Genomic DNA, 15,904 nt, shown 5'->3' with positions numbered 1-15,904 from the left:
GGGTGGAGGAGTCGGTCACGGGGTCAGGCGATCGGGTGGTTGGCGGCGGGCGCGATGGCGATCTCCGCGCGGTTGAACTCCGCGAGGTCGAGCGACCCGCAGGTGGCCATCGAGCGCTTGAGCGCCCCGATGAGGTTCGTCGTGCCGGCGCCGTCCTTGGCGGGGCCCAGGAGGACCTCCTCCAGCGGACCGGCCGTGCCGACGTGGACGCGGCTGCCGCGGGGCAGCTCGCGGTGGGCGGCACCGGGGGTCCAGTGCCAGCCGCGGCCCGGGGCCTCCTCGGCCCGCGAGAGCGGCGCGCCGAGCATCACGGCGTCGGCGCCGCAGGCGATGGCCTTGGCCAGGTCGCCCCCGGTGCGCATGCCGCCGTCGGCGATGACCTGCACGTACTCCCCCGTCTCGAGGACGTGGGTCGAGCGGGCACCCGCGACGTCGGCGATCGCCGTGGCCTGCGGCAGCCCGACCCCCAGCACGCGACGGACGGTCGAGCCGACCCCGGCGCCGACGCCGACGAGCACGCCGGCCGCGCCGGTCCGCATGAGGTGCAGGCCCGTGTGGTAGCTCGAGCAGCCGCCGACGACGACGGGCACGGGCACCTCGGCGATGAACTCCTTGAGGTTCAGGACCTCGTGGTGCGGCTCACCCGACTCCGCGTCGGCCTTCGCCACGTGCTCCGCGGAGACGACGGTGCCGAGGATCGCCAGCACGTCGAGTCCGGCGTCCAGCGCCACCTCGTAGTGCTTGCGGACCCGCTGCGGGGTCAGCGACCCGGCGACGACGACGCCCGGCTCGGACTTGATCTCGCGGATGCGCTCCCGGATCAGCTCGGCCTGCACCGGCGCGGCGTGCAGCTCGCGCAGGCGGGCCAGGGCCTCGGCCTCGGACAGGTCGGCGAGCTTCGCCAGCTGCTCCTCCGCGTCGGCGTGGCGGGTCCAGACGCCCTCGAGGTCGAGGACCGCGAGGCCTCCGAGCCGGCCGATCGTGCGGGCGGTGGACGGCGAGACGGCGGCGTCCATCGGCGACGCCACGAGCGGCAGCTCGAAGCGGTAGGGCCCGAGCTTCCACGCGACGTCGACCTCGTCGGGGTTGCGGGTCCGGCGCGACGGCACGATCGTGATCTCGTCGAAGCCGTAGGCGCGGCGGGCTTTTTTGCCCCGGCCGATCTCGATCTCCATTCCGTGAAGGATCGCGCAGCAGGCGGCGGCACGTCGTCCGGCAGCCCGCGGGCGACCGCCGCACGGCCGTGGGACGCGCCGCGCCGCGCCGCCCGGCGGGAGGACCGGGCGGGGTCAGTCCTCGTCGTCGAGCTCGATGGGCTCGATGACGACGTCGTGCACGAGCCGCTCGACCTGCCGGGGATCGACGAGGCCGGCGCCCAGCCGCTGCGTCGCGTCGGCACCGCACGCGACGGCGTAGCGGAGGCTCTCCTCGTCCGAGCGCTGCTCGTAGCGCGCAGCCACGAGCCCGGCGAGGAACGCGTCGCCCGAGCCGATCCGGGCGACGGTCTCACGCACGTCGATCCGGGCGCGCAGCAGGTGCTGGCCGAGCGGGCCGCCCGCTCCCCCGTCGTGGCGCATGCCCGCGACGCAGCCGTCCTGCAGCGTCATCACGGCCTCGCGCACGCCGTGGTCGAGCAGCTCGCGGATCGCCAGCGCGCGGTCCTCGTCGCCCGTGAACTCGTGGCCGACGATCTCCTCCGTCTCGAGCTGGTTCGGGGTCAGCCCGTCCGGCTCGCTCTTGAGGAGGTGGCGCAACGGCTCGCCGTCCGTGTCCGCGTAGACCCGGACGTTCATGCGGTGGAGCTCGCGCACGAGATCGCCGTAGACCGTGTCGGGCACGTTGCGCGGCAGGGAGCCGGCGAGCACGACGATGTCGGCGCCGCGGGCGAGGTAGAGGAGCTTGTCCTGGAAGAGCTCGAGCTCGCGCTCGTCGACGCGCGGGCCCTTCTCGTTGACCTCGGTCTGCACGCCCGACGTCGGATCGAAGATCGCGGTGTTCGTGCGCGACTCGTCCGCGATGCGCACGAAGTCGTTGAGGATCGACTCCCGCGTCAGCTGCTCGACGATGCGCGTGCCCGTCGCCCCGCCGGCGAAGCCCGTCGCGATGACCGGCTGCCCGAGCGTCTTGAGCGTCCGGGCGACGTTGACGCCCTTGCCGCCCGCGAGCGTCGTCTGCTCCACGGCACGGTGCCGGTGGGCGAGACGGATGTTCGGGACGACGAGGGAGCGGTCGATGGCCGCGTTGAGGGTGACGGTGATGATCATCGCTCGGGGCCACCCTACGTGGTCGGGGACGAGCCACGAGGGCTCCCGCTGGGGCGGCGCGCCACACGCCGTGCGCGGTACACGAGGAGCGCGAGCGCGAGGACGCACAGCACCGCGGCGGCGAGCAGGAACCGCACCCAGCCGCGTTCGAGGTGGTCGTCGAGGCGTTCCCAGAACGTGGCGGCCGCGACCGCGCGCTCCGTGACCGCGGGGACCCGGGCGACGACGCGCCCGCGTTGCACCAGCTCGACCGTGCCGAGGCGGGCTCCGGCCTTCAGCGGCCCCTCGACGTCGCGGGGCAGGCCGATCACGCGGGTCGTGAAGCGCTCCCCGCGGCGGGCCGTGCGCGTGACCGACCCGGCCGCCACGATCCGCACGCGGGAGTCGCGGTAGCGCAGCGGCAGCGCCTCGAGCGCCTCCCCCCGCCGGAGCGGCCGGGCGCGTTCGTAGCGGGCGAGGGCGTAGCGCAGGAGCGCCAGGCTGTCGCTGTTGCGCTCCGCCTCGGACGAGGTCCCCAGGACGACCGTCACCACGTCGATCCCGCGCCGCCGGCCCGAGCCCACGAGCGCGTAGCCCGACGCGCGGGTGTGGCCGGTCTTCACGCCGTCGACCCACGGCACGCTCTGCACCAGCGTGTTGCGGTTGACCACCGTGATCGGCGGGCTGGCGGAGGAGAGCGTCGCGGAGCGCTCGTCGACGATCTCGCGGAACGCCGGGTAGCGGCGCAGCAGCAGCGTGATCTTCACCAGGTCGGCCGCGCTGGCGTGGTGGCCGGGCGCGTCGAGGCCCACGGGGTTCGTGAAGCGCGCGTCGATGCCGATCTTCCGCGCGCGGTCGTTCATGAGCCGGACGAAGGCGGGGACCGATCCGCCGACCGCCCGTGCGATCGCCGTGGCGGCGTCGTTGCCCGACGGCAGCATCATGCCCGTGAGCAGGTCCCGCAGGGTCATGCGGTCGCCGGTGTGGAGGTTCGCGAGCGACTCGCCCGGGCTCGCGTCGTAGGCGGGGACGGTGAAGCGGCGGGAGAGGTCGGGCTCGCGCTCGAGGGCGACCAGCGCCGTCATGAGCTTCGTGGTCGACGCGATGCCGCGCTGGTCGTCCTTGCGCCGCTCGAAGACGACGTCGCCCGTGGAGAGCTCGACGGCCAGGGCCGCCGGGGCGCCGACGTCGGGGGCGTCGTCCTCCGCGGCCCGCGCGGTCGGCGCGAGTGCCGAGAGGAGCAGGACGACCATCGCGAGCAGGGCCGACGCGCCCCGCGCGCCGGCGGGGCGTCGCAGCACGCGGGTCACCGCAGGCGAAGGCGCTGTCCGGCGCGGAGCGTCTGTGGGTCGATCTTCGGGTTCAGCTCGACGAGCCGGTCGACCGAGACGCCGAAGCGCTCCGCGATCGACGACAGGTTGTCGTTCGAGCGGATCGTGTAGCGCTTGCGCGTCGACGGCTTCTTCGTGGCCACGGCCTCGGTGGTCGTGCCCGCTGAAGGCGCCGGGTCCGAGACCCCGCCCATGCCGCCGCTGACGACGAGGAAGACCGCGACGAGCACGGCCAGGAGGGCGCCGGGCGCGAGGAAGCGGGTGGGGCTGCGCGGCGGCATCGCAGGGAGGATAGGCGTCGGGGCGGAAGAGCGGGAGGTCGGGCTCAGCGCAGGCCCGCCGCGGCGGCCCGCAGGGCCTCGGCGGCACGGCGGGCGTCGGGGCCCGGGTCCTCGTGGCCGTCGCCCGCGGCGTGGACCACGGAGCGCGACGCGGTCACGAGGGCGGCGCCCGGTCCGGGCGCGAACGCGGCGGCCAGATCCTCGACGCGCCCACCCTGCGCGCCGACGCCGGGGAGCAGGAACGGGGCGCGCGGCATGAGCTCGCGCAGCCGGCCGATGCGGTCGGGCGCGGTGGCGCCCACCACGGCCCCGACGTCGGCGACGGGTCCCTCCGGCGAGGCGTCGTCGCCGAGCGCGGCGACCGCGCGCGCCACCCGCGCCCAGACGGGGTCGCCCTCGACGAGGACGTGCTCCTGCAGGTCGGCCGCCCCGGGGTTCGAGGTGCGAACGAGGACGAACAGCCCGCCCCCGGTGCGGCGGCCGGCGGTGACGAAGGGCCGGATGCTGTCGCCGCCCATGTAGGGGGCGACGGTCACCGCGTCGGCGCCCACCCCGGGCACGGGGCCCCACGGGGTGTCGACACCGCCGAAGGCCGCCTGGGCGTACGAGGCGGCGGAGACGTCGATGTCGCCGCGCTTGGCGTCGAGGACGACGAGGAGATCGAGGGTGCGGGCGTGACCTGCGACCTCGTGGAGGGCGCGGACGCCATCGGCACCGAGGCGCTCGAAGGAGGCGCTCTGGAGCTTCACGGCCACACAGGCCGGGGCCACCGCGTCGAGGACGCGACGGCAGTGGTCGGCGACGGCGAACGCGGCACGGGCCGCGGGGGTCGCATCGACCGGAACGGTGGTCCCGCCACGCCAGAGGCGCGACGGGTCGGGGTCCAGCCCGACGGCGATGGCGCTCTCGCGCCGCCGCACCGCGGACGCCAGCCGACTCCCGAACCCGGGAGCCGACCGGTCGTCGAGGACGTTCGTCGTCAGGCGACCGACTTCTTCAGCGCGGCGCCAGCGGAGAACTTCGGCAGCTTCTTCGCCGCGATGTCGATCTGCTGACCGGTCGCGGGGTTGATGCCCTTGCGGGCGCTGCGCTCGGCGACCGAGAACTTGCCGAAGCCGGAGAACGTGACGTCGCTCCCGCGGGACAGCGCGTCGGTGATCGTGTCGAGCACGGCGTCGACGGCGGCCTGCGCGTCCTTCTTGCCGAGACCGGCCTTCTCGGCCACGTGGTCCACGAACTCTGCCTTGGTCATCTAACCGCTCCTCCTGTGGTGGGGCACGTTTCTTGTTGCGACGCTATCGCGTCTGCACGCCCCCCGCAGGAGCGGGAGAGCGACCCATCGCCTGCTGGGGAGCAGGGACGGACGGCGAGAGTGTGCCGTCCCGGCAGGACGGAACGTCGTGCGGTCCCCCCTCGGCCGGCCCGGCGACCGCCCGACGAGCCCCCTGCCGGGCGTCGCGCCGGGACGCCTGCGAGGTGCTTGGATACCGGCCATGACTCTGGAGCGGATCGCCTGGTCGATCGTCATCCTGGCGTGCCTCGTGACCGCGATCGTGCTCGTCCTCGGGCACCGCTACGGCTACGGCGGCGTCGCCGCCGCCGTCGGCCTCGCCGCCGCCACGAACCTGCGCTGAGCAGGGGTTTTCGGGCCTCGGAGCCCGGCGACCGGACCGGCGCCGGGCGCGAGGTCGTCGCTCCCCGGCCGCCGGCTCAGCGGTCGCGCGACCCCAGCCAGGCCAGCAGCTCGCGGGCCGCGATCCCGCGGTGGGAGATGGCGCCCTTCTCGGCCGGCGTGAGCTCCGCGACGGTGCGTCCACGGGCGATCTCGGTCTCGTCGGGGACGAAGATCGGGTCGTAGCCGAATCCGCCCTCGCCGCGCGGCTCCGGCGCGACCGTGCCGGTGCAGCGGCCCTCCACGACGTGCTCCACGCCGGCCCGCGGATCGACGTACGCGATCGCGCAGACGTAGCTCACGGCGCTGCCGGCGGGCACGAGCTCGCGGAACAGCGCGAGGTTCTCCTCGTCCGTGGCGTCCTCCCCCGCGAACCGGGCGGAGCGCACCCCCGGCGCGCCGTCGAGGGCGTCGGCCGCGATCCCGGAGTCGTCGCCGAAGCACGCCCGCCCGGTGCCCGCGGCGGCCGCGCGGGCCTTGCCGAGCGCGTTCTCGGCGAACGTCGTCCCCGTCTCCGGGGGCAGGTCGACGTTGTCGGGCAGCGGGGCGACCGACCACGGCCGCAGCAGCTCGGCGAACTCCTCGGCCTTGTGCGGGTTTCCGGTGGCGAGGATGAGGGTGCTCACACCCCCATCCTAGGCACCCGGTACGGGCGCGGATCGGCGCTCGCAGCGCGCTCCGGGGACGGTCCGGGCGCGCCCGGGCCGTCCACCGTCAGCCCTTGCCCCCGGGCGCGGTGCCGGCCGCGCCGATCGCGGACTTCACCTTCTCGACGACGGCCTGGGCGATCCCGCCACCCTTGAGCCCGCCGGCGACCGAGACGACGCCGACCATGATCGCGGCGATCAGCATCGCCAGGGCGACGTACTCGACGGTGCCCTGCCCGCGCTCGCCGTCGCGGAGCCGGAGCGCCCCGTGGTGGGCGCGCGCGGCGAGCGCCCGGGGCGCCAGGGCGAGCGGGACGGACGGACGGGTGGCGGCGCGGCGCGCGGCGGACGGCGAGGTGGGGACGAGCTGCTGGTGGGTCATGGTGGCTCCTGGAGCTGGACGGGTCGTGGACTGCACGGCCATGGTCCGCCCGGGGCCCGTGACGGCACCAGGGGCCGACCGTGCACAATCCGCACCGGATGCGTGTCCTCGTCGTGTCGAACATGGCGCCCGACGCCGAGCACCCGGAGCGGGGTGGGTTCGTGCGCGACCACGTCGCGGCGCTCCGCCGGCTGCCCGATCTCGACGTCACCCTCGAAGAGCTGACGCCGGGCGCCTACCGCGCCGCGGCGCGCACGCTCCACCGCCGCTACCGCAGCCGCACGTTCGACGTCGCGCACGCCCACTTCGGGCTCTCCGCCGTCCCGGCGCTCGTCGTGCGGGCCCGCCGCCGCGGCGTCACGCTCCACGGCACGGACGTCCACGTGCCCCGGAGCCGGCTGGTGAGCCTCGCGGTGCTGCCGACCCAGTCCCTCGTCGCCGCCTCGACGACGGAGCTGCGCGACGCGCTCCCGGGCTGGGCCCGCCGCCGCGCACAGGTCCTGCCCGTGGGCGTGGCCCTCGACCGGTTCCGGGCGATCCCCCGCCCGGAGGCCCGCGCCGCGCTCGGCCTCGATCCCGCCGAGCGGTTCCTGCTCTTCCCCTGGGACCCGACCCGCGCGGACAAGCGCGTCGACCGGGCCCGGGAGCTCGCGGCCCGCGCCGGCCTGCCCCTGCGCACGCTGGGCGGGGTCGACCCGACCCGCATGCCCGAGTGGATCAATGCCGCCACCGCCGTGGTCGCCCCGACGATGCACGAGGGGTTCGGGCTGGCCGCGGTCGAGGCGCTGGCCTGCGACGTGCCCGTGCTCGCGACCCCCACCGGCATCCACCCGGCGACGGTCGGCCGCACGCCGGGCTGCCTGTGCGCCCCGTGGGACCCCGACGGGTGGCTCGCCGCCCTGCGGCCGCACCTCGACGCGCCGGATCCCCGTGTGGACGGCCGCCGGGCCGTGCTCCCCCTGGGCACCGACGCCTGTGCCCGAGCCCTCCGGGACGCCTGGCGGACGCTCCTGCCGTCGCCGCTAGACTCGCAGCGCGGTCCGGCGGGGTGACCCCGCGGGGCCCGTCCCTCATCCCATGAGCAAGCTCTTCGACCGCATCCGCCAGCGCTCCGGGAAGGACGACGCTCCCCGCGTCGGCGCGGAGGGCACCCCGCCCCCCGGTGCCGCGCCGCCCGACGCCGCGGGGGCCACCGCCGCGCCCGAGACGTCGTCGCCCGCCCCTGCGGCGCCCTCGGCCTCCGGGTCGGACGCGGGCGCCACCCCGTCCGGCCCTCCCGACGGCGACACCGCCGCCGGGACGTCCGGCCCGGACGCCGGGCCGACGGCCGGCACGGGGACCGGTGGCGACGCGCGGCCGGACGCTCCGGCCGAGGCCCCCACGCAGGTGCACACAGTGCCCGGGGCCGCCGACACCGCGTTCCACCCGCAGGTCCCGGCCGGCGGCGAGCCGCCCACAGGTCAGCCGGACGGCCCGGCCCCGCCCGCCACGGTCACGGGCGACCCGTCCCAGCCCGTGGGCGGAGCGCCCGGCACCGGCGGTGCCGCGGGCACGGCCGCCGTCGGAGTCACGGGCGACGCATCCACGCCCACGGGTGCACAGCAGGCCACCGGCCAGCCCACGGGCGCCACGCCGCAGGCCGCCGGCGCCACGCCGCAGGCCACGGGTGCCACGCCGCAGGCCGCCGGCGCGCCGGCGGGCCAGCCGGGCGCCCTCGGCGCCGCGCCCGCCGCGCCGCCGGCCGACGCCGCGGTCGTGCCCACCCGCGTCAGCGTCCGCAACCGGGGGCGCATGCGGCGCCGCCTGGGCTACCTCCGCCGGGTCCGCGAGCTGGGGTACCGCGACCTGGGTGGCCTCGTCTTCGAGCTGCGCCGCGCCGGCACGGAGAACGAGGTCCTGGTCGGCGCGAAGGTCGACGCGCTGCGCGCCATCGACAGCGAGCTGCACGCCCTCGAGCACGGCCTGCGGGACTACCAGACCATCGAGGAGCTGCACGAGCCGGGCGTCTCGGTGTGCCTGCGCTGTGGCGCGCTGCACGGCAGTGACGCGAACTTCTGCCCGCAGTGCGGCATCCGCGTCGGCCAGCACGGCGCGGCGGCGCCGGCGAGCGATCCGGCCACCGTCATGGGCGCGCCCGGCGCGGTCCCCGGGACGCCGCAGGCGACGGGCACGGGCGCGAGCGCGGCCGGCACGACGGGCGCGCAGGCCGCCGCGTCCGGACAGCCGACGGGAGCCGGCCCGGTGGCCGGCGGCACCCCGGCCACCGCGACCGGGTCGACCCCGAAGCCGGTGCAGACCGGGGACCCCGCGCCCGCGCCGAAGCCCGTCCCGACCGGGGATCCCGAGCCGGCGACCTCCGTCCCGGCGGGCGACCCGGCGCCCGCGCAGCCCGTCCCGACCGGCGACCCGGGGTCCGCGTCCGGTCAGGGCGGCGACGCGGAGGACCGGCCGGACCAGCCGACCCGGATCACGGGCTCGACGCCCGCCCCGACCGAGCCCGGCGACCGCGAGCCGCGACCGAACGCCGAGGGCACCACGCCGGGCGGCGCCCCGCCGTGGGCGAGCCCGTCCACGCCCAGCGACCCCAAGGGCCGCGGGGGCCGCGAGGACCGATGAGCCGCACCCCTCCGCAGCCCGTCGTCTGCCCGCGGTGCGGGAACACCGTGGGCGCCGAGCAGGCGTGGTGCCTGAGCTGCGGCGCCCCGGCCCGCACCCGAATGAGCCCGACGCCGAACTGGAAGCTGCCGATCGCGGCGATCGCGGCGACCGTGCTCGTCGTCGCCGGTGGCACCCTCGGCGCCTTCGTGGCCCTCACGACCACGACGGACGCACCCCCCGCGAACACGACGACGACCGTGCCACCGGCCGCCGTCACGCCGCCGCCGGCGGCCGCCCCGGCGCCCGCGACCCCCGCCCCCGGCGCCGCGGCTGCGCCCACGCCGGGAGCGGCGTCCGCCACCCCGGCCCCCGCGGCCTCGACCCCGGCCCCGGCCGCCACGACCCCGGGCCCCGCCACGTCGACACCCGAGCCCGCCCCCGGCGACGACGCCCCGAGCGGCGGCGCCACGCCGTAGCACCCGCCCCCGCCCGTCCGGCCGATCCGGGCGTGGCGGGCGGCTCAGCCGGCGTCGGCGGCCACGCCGGGCCAGCGCTCCGCGAGGAACGCGCGGGCGCGGTCGACGATGCCGTCCTGTGGCACCGCCGCGGGTGCCCCGGGCGCCGGCGACGACCACGTCCCGAGCGTACCCGCCACGCACCGGGCCAGCGCGTCGGGGGCGTAGCCGCCCTCGAGGACCATGCCGACCGGCACCCCGAGCTCCGTGCCGAGACGGTGCACGGCCTCCGCCATGCGGTCGAACCCCCCGTCCGTCACCTCGCAGCCGGCGAGCGGGTCCTCCACGTGGGCGTCGTAGCCCGCGGAGACGAGGATCAGCTCCGGGGCGTACTCCCGGGCGACGGGCAGGACGACACGTTCCGTCATCGCGACCCACGTGTCGTCCCCGCTGCCGGCCGGCACCGGGAGGTTGACCGTCAGGCCCTCCCCGGCGCCGTGCCCGCGCTCGTCGGGTCGTCCCGTACCGGGGTAGAGCGGGAACTCGTGGATCGAGACGAAGAGGACCTCGTCCGTCCCCGCGAAGATCTCGGCCGTCCCGTTGCCGTGGTGGACGTCCCAGTCGAACACCAGGACCCGCCGGATCCCGTACGCGTCGCGGGCGTGGCGCGCCGCGACCGCGACCGAGTTGAAGAGGCAGAAGCCCATGGGCTCCGCGGTCTCGCAGTGGTGCCCCGGCGGACGGTGGACGGACGCCGCACGGCCCGCGCCGTCCCGCAGCAGCGCGTCCACGACGGCGACCGCCCCGCCGGCGGCGTGCACCGCGGCGTCCCACGAGCCGGGCGAGACGATCGTGTCCGCGTCGATCCGGCCGCCCCCGGAGGCCGCGAGCGCGCGGATCCGCGCGACGTGCGTCGCGGGGTGCACGGCCTGCAGCTGCTCCACGGTCGCCGCGGGCGACTCCAGGCGCTCGAAGCCGCACCAGTCCCGCGCCGCGAGCTCGCGCTCGATCGCCACGATCCGCGCCGCCCGCTCTGGGTGCGAGCCGGTGTCGTGACGCTGCGAGGACTCGTGGGCGAAGAGGGGGTGGGCCACGCCGGATACCGTACCCGCCATGCCCCCGGCCCCCGATGCGCACACGGACGTCCTGGTCGTCGGCGCGGGAGCGGCGGGTCTCTACGCCGCGCTCCGCGCCGCACGCGACGGCGCCCGCGTCACGGTGATCAGCGCGACGCCCCTCGCGGAGACCGCTTCGTACTGGGCTCAGGGGGGCGTGGCCGCCGCCCTGGCCGTCGACGACAGCGCCGCGGCCCACCTGGCCGACACGGAGCGGGCGGGCCGCGGACTCGTCCGCCGCTCCGCCGCCGACGTGCTCTGCCGCGAGGCCCCGGACGCCGTGTCCGACCTCGAGTCGCTGGGCGTCGTGTTCGACGCCGACCGCCACGGGCGGCTCGTCCTCGGCCTGGAGGGCGGCCACACCCACCGGCGCGTCGTCCACGCGGGCGGGTCCGCCACGGGACGCCGGCTCGTGCGCCAGCTCTCGGCGAAGCTCGTCGCGCACCCCGCGGTCACGGTGATGGAGCCGACGCGGGCAAGCGCCGTCTGGACCTCCGAGGGCCGGTGCGTCGGGGCGGTGACGGAGGACGGTCAAGCCGTCGCGGCCCGCGCGACGATCCTGGCCTGCGGCGGGTCGGCGGCCCTGTGGAGCCGCACGACGAACCCGCCGGGCTCCGTCGGCGTCGGGGCGCAGCTGGCGTACGCGGCGGGCGCCGACCTCGCGGACCTCGAGTTCGTCCAGTTCCACCCCACCGCGGTCGCCGGCATCCCGGGCCGCGAGGGATTCCTCGTGACGGAGGCGATCCGGGGCGAGGGGGCGCTGCTGCTGGACGGTCGCGGCGAGCGCTTCGTGAAGGAGCTGGCGCCGCGCGACGAGGTGGCGCTCGCGGTCTGGCGGACCATGAAGGAGGAGGGCACCGACCACGTGCTCCTGGACATGCGCGAGGTCGACCCGGGCGGATTCCCCAACGTCGTCGGCGCGCTGCGCGAGTCGGGCCTGGACCCGGCCACCACGCCGATCCCGGTCTCCCCCGCCTGCCACTACACGATGGGCGGCGTGGCCTGCGACCTGCACGGCGCCACCAGCGTGCCCGGCCTCTACGTCGTCGGGGAGACCGCCTGCACGGGCCTGCACGGCGCCAACCGGCTGGCCTCGAACTCCCTGGCCGAGTGCATCGTCTTCGGCGGCCGGGCGGCCCGGGCGGCCCTCGACGCGCCCGCGCTCCCGGGCTCCCTGGACCCTGCTCCCGCCGGCTCCGCGGTGATCCCGCCGTCGCGGGAGACCCGGGAGGCCCTGTGGCGTCACGCCGGACTCGAGCGCGACGCGGAGGGACTGCACGCCCTGCGGGACGACCCGCACCCCCTGGCACGGGCGATCGGCGCGGCGGCCCTCTCCCGCGAGGAGAGCCGCGGTGCGCACCGCCGCCTGGACCACCCGGAGCTCGATCCCACCCTCGACGCGGTGCACACCGTGGTGGGCCCCCTGGAGGGCTCCGCGCCCCCACCGGCGCACCACGAGCGGTGGGACGGATAAGCTCCAGCTAAGGAGCGGTCTGGTACGAATCGGCCGGTTTCTTCACTCAAACCCAACATTCGGCGGGTTCTTACAAGTAGACGGTTCCAACCCACCGTCGCTTCCCGCCATGTACCACCTCTCCAGGACTCTCTACCGCGACGTCACCCGGCACCTGCCCGGTGGCGGCTCTCGCACCACCCAGGAGCGCGTGCTTCGGGCCTGCGAGTGCACGATCGAGCGACTCGTCACGGACCCCCACTACTTCGCCCACCCGGCGAAGCACCTGTTCGGGGAGATCCGCTTCCTGTTCCCGATGGCCGCCCAGGCCCAGGTCTGGCGCACCGTGGACACGTACGTCGGCACGGTCGCGGACGAGCTCCGGCGCCGCCCGGACCTCGGCCACGACCTGACGGGCACCAAGCCGACGTGCCAGGCCACCACCCGTCGGGGCCAGCCGTGCCAGCGCGATCCGTTGACCGGCTCGCGCTACTGCCCCTCCCATCAGCACCTCAGCGAGACCGAGGAGCCGATGGAGGAGTTCATCGAGCGCACCGACCTGCCGATCGCCGCCTGATCGGCCGGGGGTCGCGCCGCCGGCGGGGGGCCGGCGGCGCGACGTTCGCCCCCGATGCTCGTCGACGTCGACGTCGGCGGGACCCCCACGGACCCGGTCGCCGTCGACGACGGCGACCACGGGCCGACGGCGCGCGGGGCGGACGGGGCGTCGGGCCGCGCGTTCGCCGCCGGCCGGGAGCTGCCGCCGTAGGCCGCGGGCACCGCGAGCGGGGCGAGACGCTGCGCCTCGCGACTCCGGCGCGGGCGGCCGGGGAACACCGTTCGGGCTGCCCGACGGGCCCTAGCACGAATCGCCAAGATCCGTGCGCTGCCGCACGGAGAGTGCTTCAGCCCTTGGATTTTGCAGCGTCGTCTGTCACGATGATGTCTCCGTCCTGTTGCGATCTTCGTTCGTAACGCTGCGCGCAGGATCGTCTCATCACCAACAGTTGGTTACCGCCATGCCTATTGCATTCAAGGAATGGGCGGTCACGGTCCGTGCCCTCGCCGAGGGTGAGCAGCTGCTCACGCTACGGAAGGGCGGGATTCGGGAGGAGCAGAAGCACTTCCGTCTCGACCACGATCGCTTCTTTCTGTACCCCACCTTCGATCACCAGCGCAACGACGTCATCCGGGAGTCTCACCTCCCCGAGCTGCGTCGTGCCCTCGAGGAGGGCGTGTGGCCGGACGGCGATCCGCCCCCCACGGCTCTGACCGACGACGGCGGCATCCCGCAGCCGGAGCGCGTCCGCATCCGGGCCTGGGCCGAGGCCGTCGCGCACTACACCGTCACGGATGCCCGTGTCGTCGAGGCGCTGTCCCCGTACTACATCTGGACGCCGGACTACGCCGAGAAGCGCCTGAACTGGAAGCACCGGCACCCGCTGCACGTCGTGCTGCTGCGTGCCTACCGCATCCCGCGTCCGGTGACCGTCCGCGTGCGTGACGACTTCGGTGGATGCCGTTCGTGGCTGGAAATCCAGCGCGACCTGCCCTTCGAGGGCACGCCCGTCCTCTCCGACGACGAGTTCACCCGCGCGACGGACCAGATCGAGTCCATCCTGGACGGCACCGCCGAGCGCGCCGCGCTCCCGGCCCTGGCCTAGCCCCCCCGGGGCGTCGCCGCGGGCCCTGGGCCCGGCACGCGCCCCCTCTCCCCCCGCCGCCGACACCTCGCGGCGGGGGTGCAGCACGACGAAGGGCCGCCCGAGGGCGGCCCTTCGTCGTTCCGTGGCGCGGGGGGCATCGAGGCCACCGCCGTCGCGGCCTGCCGGAGAGGCCGCGGGCCCGGGCCGCGGGCGGGCGCTCAGTCCGCGACGGCGACGGGCACGTCCGTGATGTCCCCGTCCCGGGTGATGAGGTAGCTCTTGACCTCGGGCTCGGCGCCCTTCGTGCCGACGATGAGCCACTCCACGCCGGGCCAGCCGCCCGCGAAGTTGATGTCCGTCTGCGACGGATAGGGCGGCGACCGGGTGTGGGAGTGGTAGATCGCCCCCAGCTCCGCGCCGGCGTCCTCGATCTCGTCGATGAGGCGCAGCAGGGTCAGGCCGTCGAGCTCGAAGCCGAGCGGCTTCGGGCCCTGCAGCACGTTCTCCATGGGGTGCACGGAGACGGCGACCCCGTCCCGCAGGGCCACCACCCCGCAGCACTCGTCCGGGGCGTCGCGCAGCGCGTGCGCGACGACCTCGTCCAGGAGGGCCGGGGCGATCCTCACGTCCGGGCCCAGGACGCGACGGGGTGGCCGGCCCGGCGCCGGGCTGCCGTCACGACTTGTTGGCGCCGAAGGCGTCCTGCGCCTCGCGGCTGTCCGTCTCCGCCTCGACGGGCTGCGCCGGGGCGACCGGGGCCGCCGGGGCCGCCGCGACCTGCTTGGCGCGGCGCGCGGGGCGCTCGTCCTCGTCGTCGTCCTCGAACGGGTTCGCGTTCGAGATTCCGTCCTTGAACTCCCGCATCCCGCGGCCGAGCGACTTGCCGACCTCCGGGAGCTTCTTCGGGCCGAGGACCAGGAGCGCGATCACGAGGATCACGATGAGTTCGGGTGCGCCGATACCGGGCATCACATCACCACCAAAGGGTCGATTCGAGGTTCTCGATCTCTTCCAGCGGGCGGGTGTAGATCCCGGAGGAGAGGTACTTCCAGCCGTCGTCGCAGACGATGAAGACGACGTTGCCCTCGTCCATCTCGTTCGCGATCCGGACGGCGACGCGGGCGATGGCGCCGGAGCTGACGCCCGCGAAGATGCCCTCCTCGTCGAGGAGGCGCCGGGTCCAGACGATCGCGTCGTTGTTCGTGACGAAGATCTTCCGGTCCAGCAGGGAAAGGTCGATGATCGGCGGGATGAACCCGTCGTCGAGCGAGCGGAGGCCCTGGACCGGCTCGCCCTGCATGGGCTCGGCCGCGACGATCTTGACGCGGTCGCCGAGCTCCTCCTTGAACCGGCGGCCGTTGCCCATCAGGGTGCCGCCCGTCCCGAGGCCCGCGACGAACGCGTCGACCTGGCCGTCCAGCTCGTCGAGGACCTCGAGCGCCGTGCCGTTGTAGTGGGCCAGCGGGTTGGCGGGGTTGCCGTACTGGTACGGCATGACGTACGTCGCGTCCTCCGCCGCCATCTTCTCGGCAAGGGCGACGGCGCCGTTGCTGCCCCGGTCGCCCGGCGAGTAGACGATCTCCGCGCCGTACATCCGCAGGAGGTCGGTGCGCTCCTGCGTGACGTTGTCGGGCATGACGACCTTGAGCCGATAGCCCTTGCGCCGGCAGATCATGGCCAGCGCGATGCCGGTGTTGCCCGACGTCGGCTCGAGGATCACGGAGTCCGGGCCGATCGTGCCCCGCTCCTCGGCGTCCTCGATGAGGGCCCGGGCGACGCGATCCTTGATCGAGCCCGTCGGGTTCGCCGACTCCATCTTGGCCCAGATCCGCACTCCCGGCTTCGGGGACAGGCGCTTCAGCTCCACCAGCGGCGTGTGCCCGATGGACTGCACGATGTCGCCGTAGCGTCCCGCGCACGGGCGGTTCTCGAGGGGAGGCAGGGCCATGGACACCGAAGTGTAGACACGCTGAGCGGCCGTGCCGCCGGGCGACGGGGGCTCCGGGCCGGCGGCGGCTGGTCCGCGTCGTCGGCCGGCGCCGTGCGACCGGCGGTAGCGTGCCAAGCCGCGTCCGCCGGGC

Annotated in this window: 20 protein-coding genes; 8 read left to right on the top strand and 12 right to left on the bottom strand. The window is 75.7% G+C overall.

The window, feature by feature from the left end; genetic code table 11:
- Positions 1-23 precede the first annotated feature (23 nt).
- From F593_RS0105075 to F593_RS0105050, 6 genes are all read right to left on the bottom strand, one after another.
- Positions 24-1,175, bottom strand: coding sequence for a GuaB3 family IMP dehydrogenase-related protein (locus F593_RS0105075; RefSeq protein ID WP_022927675.1), 1,152 nt, complete (start codon positions 1,173-1,175; stop codon positions 24-26).
- 114 nt (positions 1,176-1,289) lie between these two features.
- Positions 1,290-2,264 carry a 1-phosphofructokinase family hexose kinase gene (locus tag F593_RS0105070; RefSeq protein WP_022927674.1) on the bottom strand — a complete coding sequence of 325 codons (975 nt, stop codon included), beginning with the start codon at positions 2,262-2,264 and terminating at the stop codon, positions 1,290-1,292.
- A 14-nt stretch (positions 2,265-2,278) separates the two neighbouring features.
- Positions 2,279-3,544, bottom strand: a complete 1,266-nt coding sequence (locus F593_RS0105065) for a D-alanyl-D-alanine carboxypeptidase family protein (protein ID WP_157251579.1) — start codon at positions 3,542-3,544, stop codon at positions 2,279-2,281.
- A 5-nt stretch (positions 3,545-3,549) separates the two neighbouring features.
- On the bottom strand, positions 3,550-3,855 hold the full coding sequence (locus F593_RS0105060; RefSeq protein WP_028721446.1) for a LysM peptidoglycan-binding domain-containing protein: 306 nt from the start codon (positions 3,853-3,855) through the stop codon (positions 3,550-3,552).
- 44 nt (positions 3,856-3,899) lie between these two features.
- Positions 3,900-4,787 carry an orotidine-5'-phosphate decarboxylase gene (gene pyrF, locus F593_RS22580; protein ID WP_281166649.1) on the bottom strand — a complete coding sequence of 296 codons (888 nt, stop codon included), beginning with the start codon at positions 4,785-4,787 and terminating at the stop codon, positions 3,900-3,902.
- A 47-nt stretch (positions 4,788-4,834) separates the two neighbouring features.
- Positions 4,835-5,107 carry an HU family DNA-binding protein gene (locus F593_RS0105050; RefSeq protein WP_022927671.1) on the bottom strand — a complete coding sequence of 91 codons (273 nt, stop codon included), beginning with the start codon at positions 5,105-5,107 and terminating at the stop codon, positions 4,835-4,837.
- A gap of 241 nt (positions 5,108-5,348) precedes the next feature.
- Between F593_RS0105050 and F593_RS30260 the strand changes: the two genes are divergently transcribed.
- A complete protein-coding gene (locus tag F593_RS30260; RefSeq protein ID WP_022927670.1) occupies positions 5,349-5,489 on the top strand; it encodes a hypothetical protein in 141 nt (46 codons plus the stop codon).
- Positions 5,490-5,565: 76 nt separating this feature from the next.
- Here F593_RS30260 and rdgB read toward each other — a convergent pair whose 3' ends face one another.
- Entirely contained in the window at positions 5,566-6,153 is a 588-nt protein-coding gene (gene rdgB, locus F593_RS0105040; RefSeq protein WP_022927669.1) for an RdgB/HAM1 family non-canonical purine NTP pyrophosphatase, read from the bottom strand.
- An 88-nt stretch (positions 6,154-6,241) separates the two neighbouring features.
- Positions 6,242-6,556: a hypothetical protein gene (locus tag F593_RS22575; protein WP_022927668.1), complete on the bottom strand. Its 315-nt coding sequence runs from the start codon at positions 6,554-6,556 to the stop codon at positions 6,242-6,244.
- Between the two features lie 98 nt (positions 6,557-6,654).
- Between F593_RS22575 and F593_RS0105030 the strand changes: the two genes are divergently transcribed.
- Genes F593_RS0105030 through F593_RS31045 form a run of 3 tightly spaced genes read left to right on the top strand, consistent with a single transcriptional unit; the run spans position 6,655 to position 9,630 of the window.
- Positions 6,655-7,608 (top strand): glycosyltransferase, encoded by a 954-nt coding sequence (locus F593_RS0105030; protein ID WP_022927667.1) that lies wholly within the window; start codon positions 6,655-6,657, stop codon positions 7,606-7,608.
- A gap of 25 nt (positions 7,609-7,633) precedes the next feature.
- Complete coding sequence (locus F593_RS29750) at positions 7,634-9,172, top strand: hypothetical protein (RefSeq protein WP_022927666.1); 1,539 nt, start codon at positions 7,634-7,636, stop codon at positions 9,170-9,172.
- Positions 9,169-9,630: a hypothetical protein gene (locus F593_RS31045; protein ID WP_022927665.1), complete on the top strand. Its 462-nt coding sequence runs from the start codon at positions 9,169-9,171 to the stop codon at positions 9,628-9,630. The genes F593_RS29750 and F593_RS31045 overlap by 4 nt, the downstream gene beginning before the upstream one ends.
- Before the next feature lie 44 nt (positions 9,631-9,674).
- Here F593_RS31045 and F593_RS22570 read toward each other — a convergent pair whose 3' ends face one another.
- Positions 9,675-10,703 carry a histone deacetylase family protein gene (locus tag F593_RS22570; protein WP_022927664.1) on the bottom strand — a complete coding sequence of 343 codons (1,029 nt, stop codon included), beginning with the start codon at positions 10,701-10,703 and terminating at the stop codon, positions 9,675-9,677.
- Positions 10,704-10,722: 19 nt separating this feature from the next.
- Here F593_RS22570 and F593_RS22565 point away from each other — a divergent pair, with 19 nt between their 5' ends.
- The 4 genes from F593_RS22565 to F593_RS0104995 all read left to right on the top strand — a co-directional run bounded on the left by F593_RS22565 (position 10,723) and on the right by F593_RS0104995 (position 13,841).
- The gene (locus tag F593_RS22565) at positions 10,723-12,198 is read left to right on the top strand and encodes an L-aspartate oxidase (RefSeq protein WP_022927663.1); all 1,476 of its coding nucleotides are present in this window, start codon (positions 10,723-10,725) and stop codon (positions 12,196-12,198) included.
- 109 nt (positions 12,199-12,307) lie between these two features.
- Entirely contained in the window at positions 12,308-12,754 is a 447-nt protein-coding gene (locus tag F593_RS0105005; RefSeq protein ID WP_022927662.1) for a hypothetical protein, read from the top strand.
- Positions 12,755-12,808: 54 nt separating this feature from the next.
- Positions 12,809-12,946 carry a hypothetical protein gene (locus tag F593_RS29745; protein ID WP_022927661.1) on the top strand — a complete coding sequence of 46 codons (138 nt, stop codon included), beginning with the start codon at positions 12,809-12,811 and terminating at the stop codon, positions 12,944-12,946.
- Positions 12,947-13,196: 250 nt separating this feature from the next.
- Complete coding sequence (locus tag F593_RS0104995) at positions 13,197-13,841, top strand: DUF1802 family protein (RefSeq protein ID WP_022927660.1); 645 nt, start codon at positions 13,197-13,199, stop codon at positions 13,839-13,841.
- Positions 13,842-14,041: 200 nt separating this feature from the next.
- On the opposite strand, the gene F593_RS0104990 is transcribed toward F593_RS0104995, so the two are convergent.
- The 3 genes from F593_RS0104990 to F593_RS0104980 are packed head-to-tail and all read right to left on the bottom strand — an operon-like array spanning position 14,042 to position 15,771.
- Entirely contained in the window at positions 14,042-14,449 is a 408-nt protein-coding gene (locus F593_RS0104990; RefSeq protein ID WP_022927659.1) for a M67 family metallopeptidase, read from the bottom strand.
- 49 nt (positions 14,450-14,498) lie between these two features.
- On the bottom strand, positions 14,499-14,792 hold the full coding sequence (locus tag F593_RS22560) for a Sec-independent protein translocase subunit TatA/TatB (protein ID WP_022927658.1): 294 nt from the start codon (positions 14,790-14,792) through the stop codon (positions 14,499-14,501).
- A 4-nt stretch (positions 14,793-14,796) separates the two neighbouring features.
- Positions 14,797-15,771 (bottom strand): PLP-dependent cysteine synthase family protein, encoded by a 975-nt coding sequence (locus F593_RS0104980; protein ID WP_022927657.1) that lies wholly within the window; start codon positions 15,769-15,771, stop codon positions 14,797-14,799.
- Between the last annotated feature and the right edge of the window lie 133 nt (positions 15,772-15,904).

Origin of the sequence: Patulibacter americanus DSM 16676, assembly GCF_000420025.1 — a bacterium.
Lineage (GTDB): Bacteria > Actinomycetota > Thermoleophilia > Solirubrobacterales > Solirubrobacteraceae > Patulibacter > Patulibacter americanus.
Note: the sequence above shows the minus strand (reverse complement) of the source record. Positions and strands in the feature narration are given on the sequence as shown.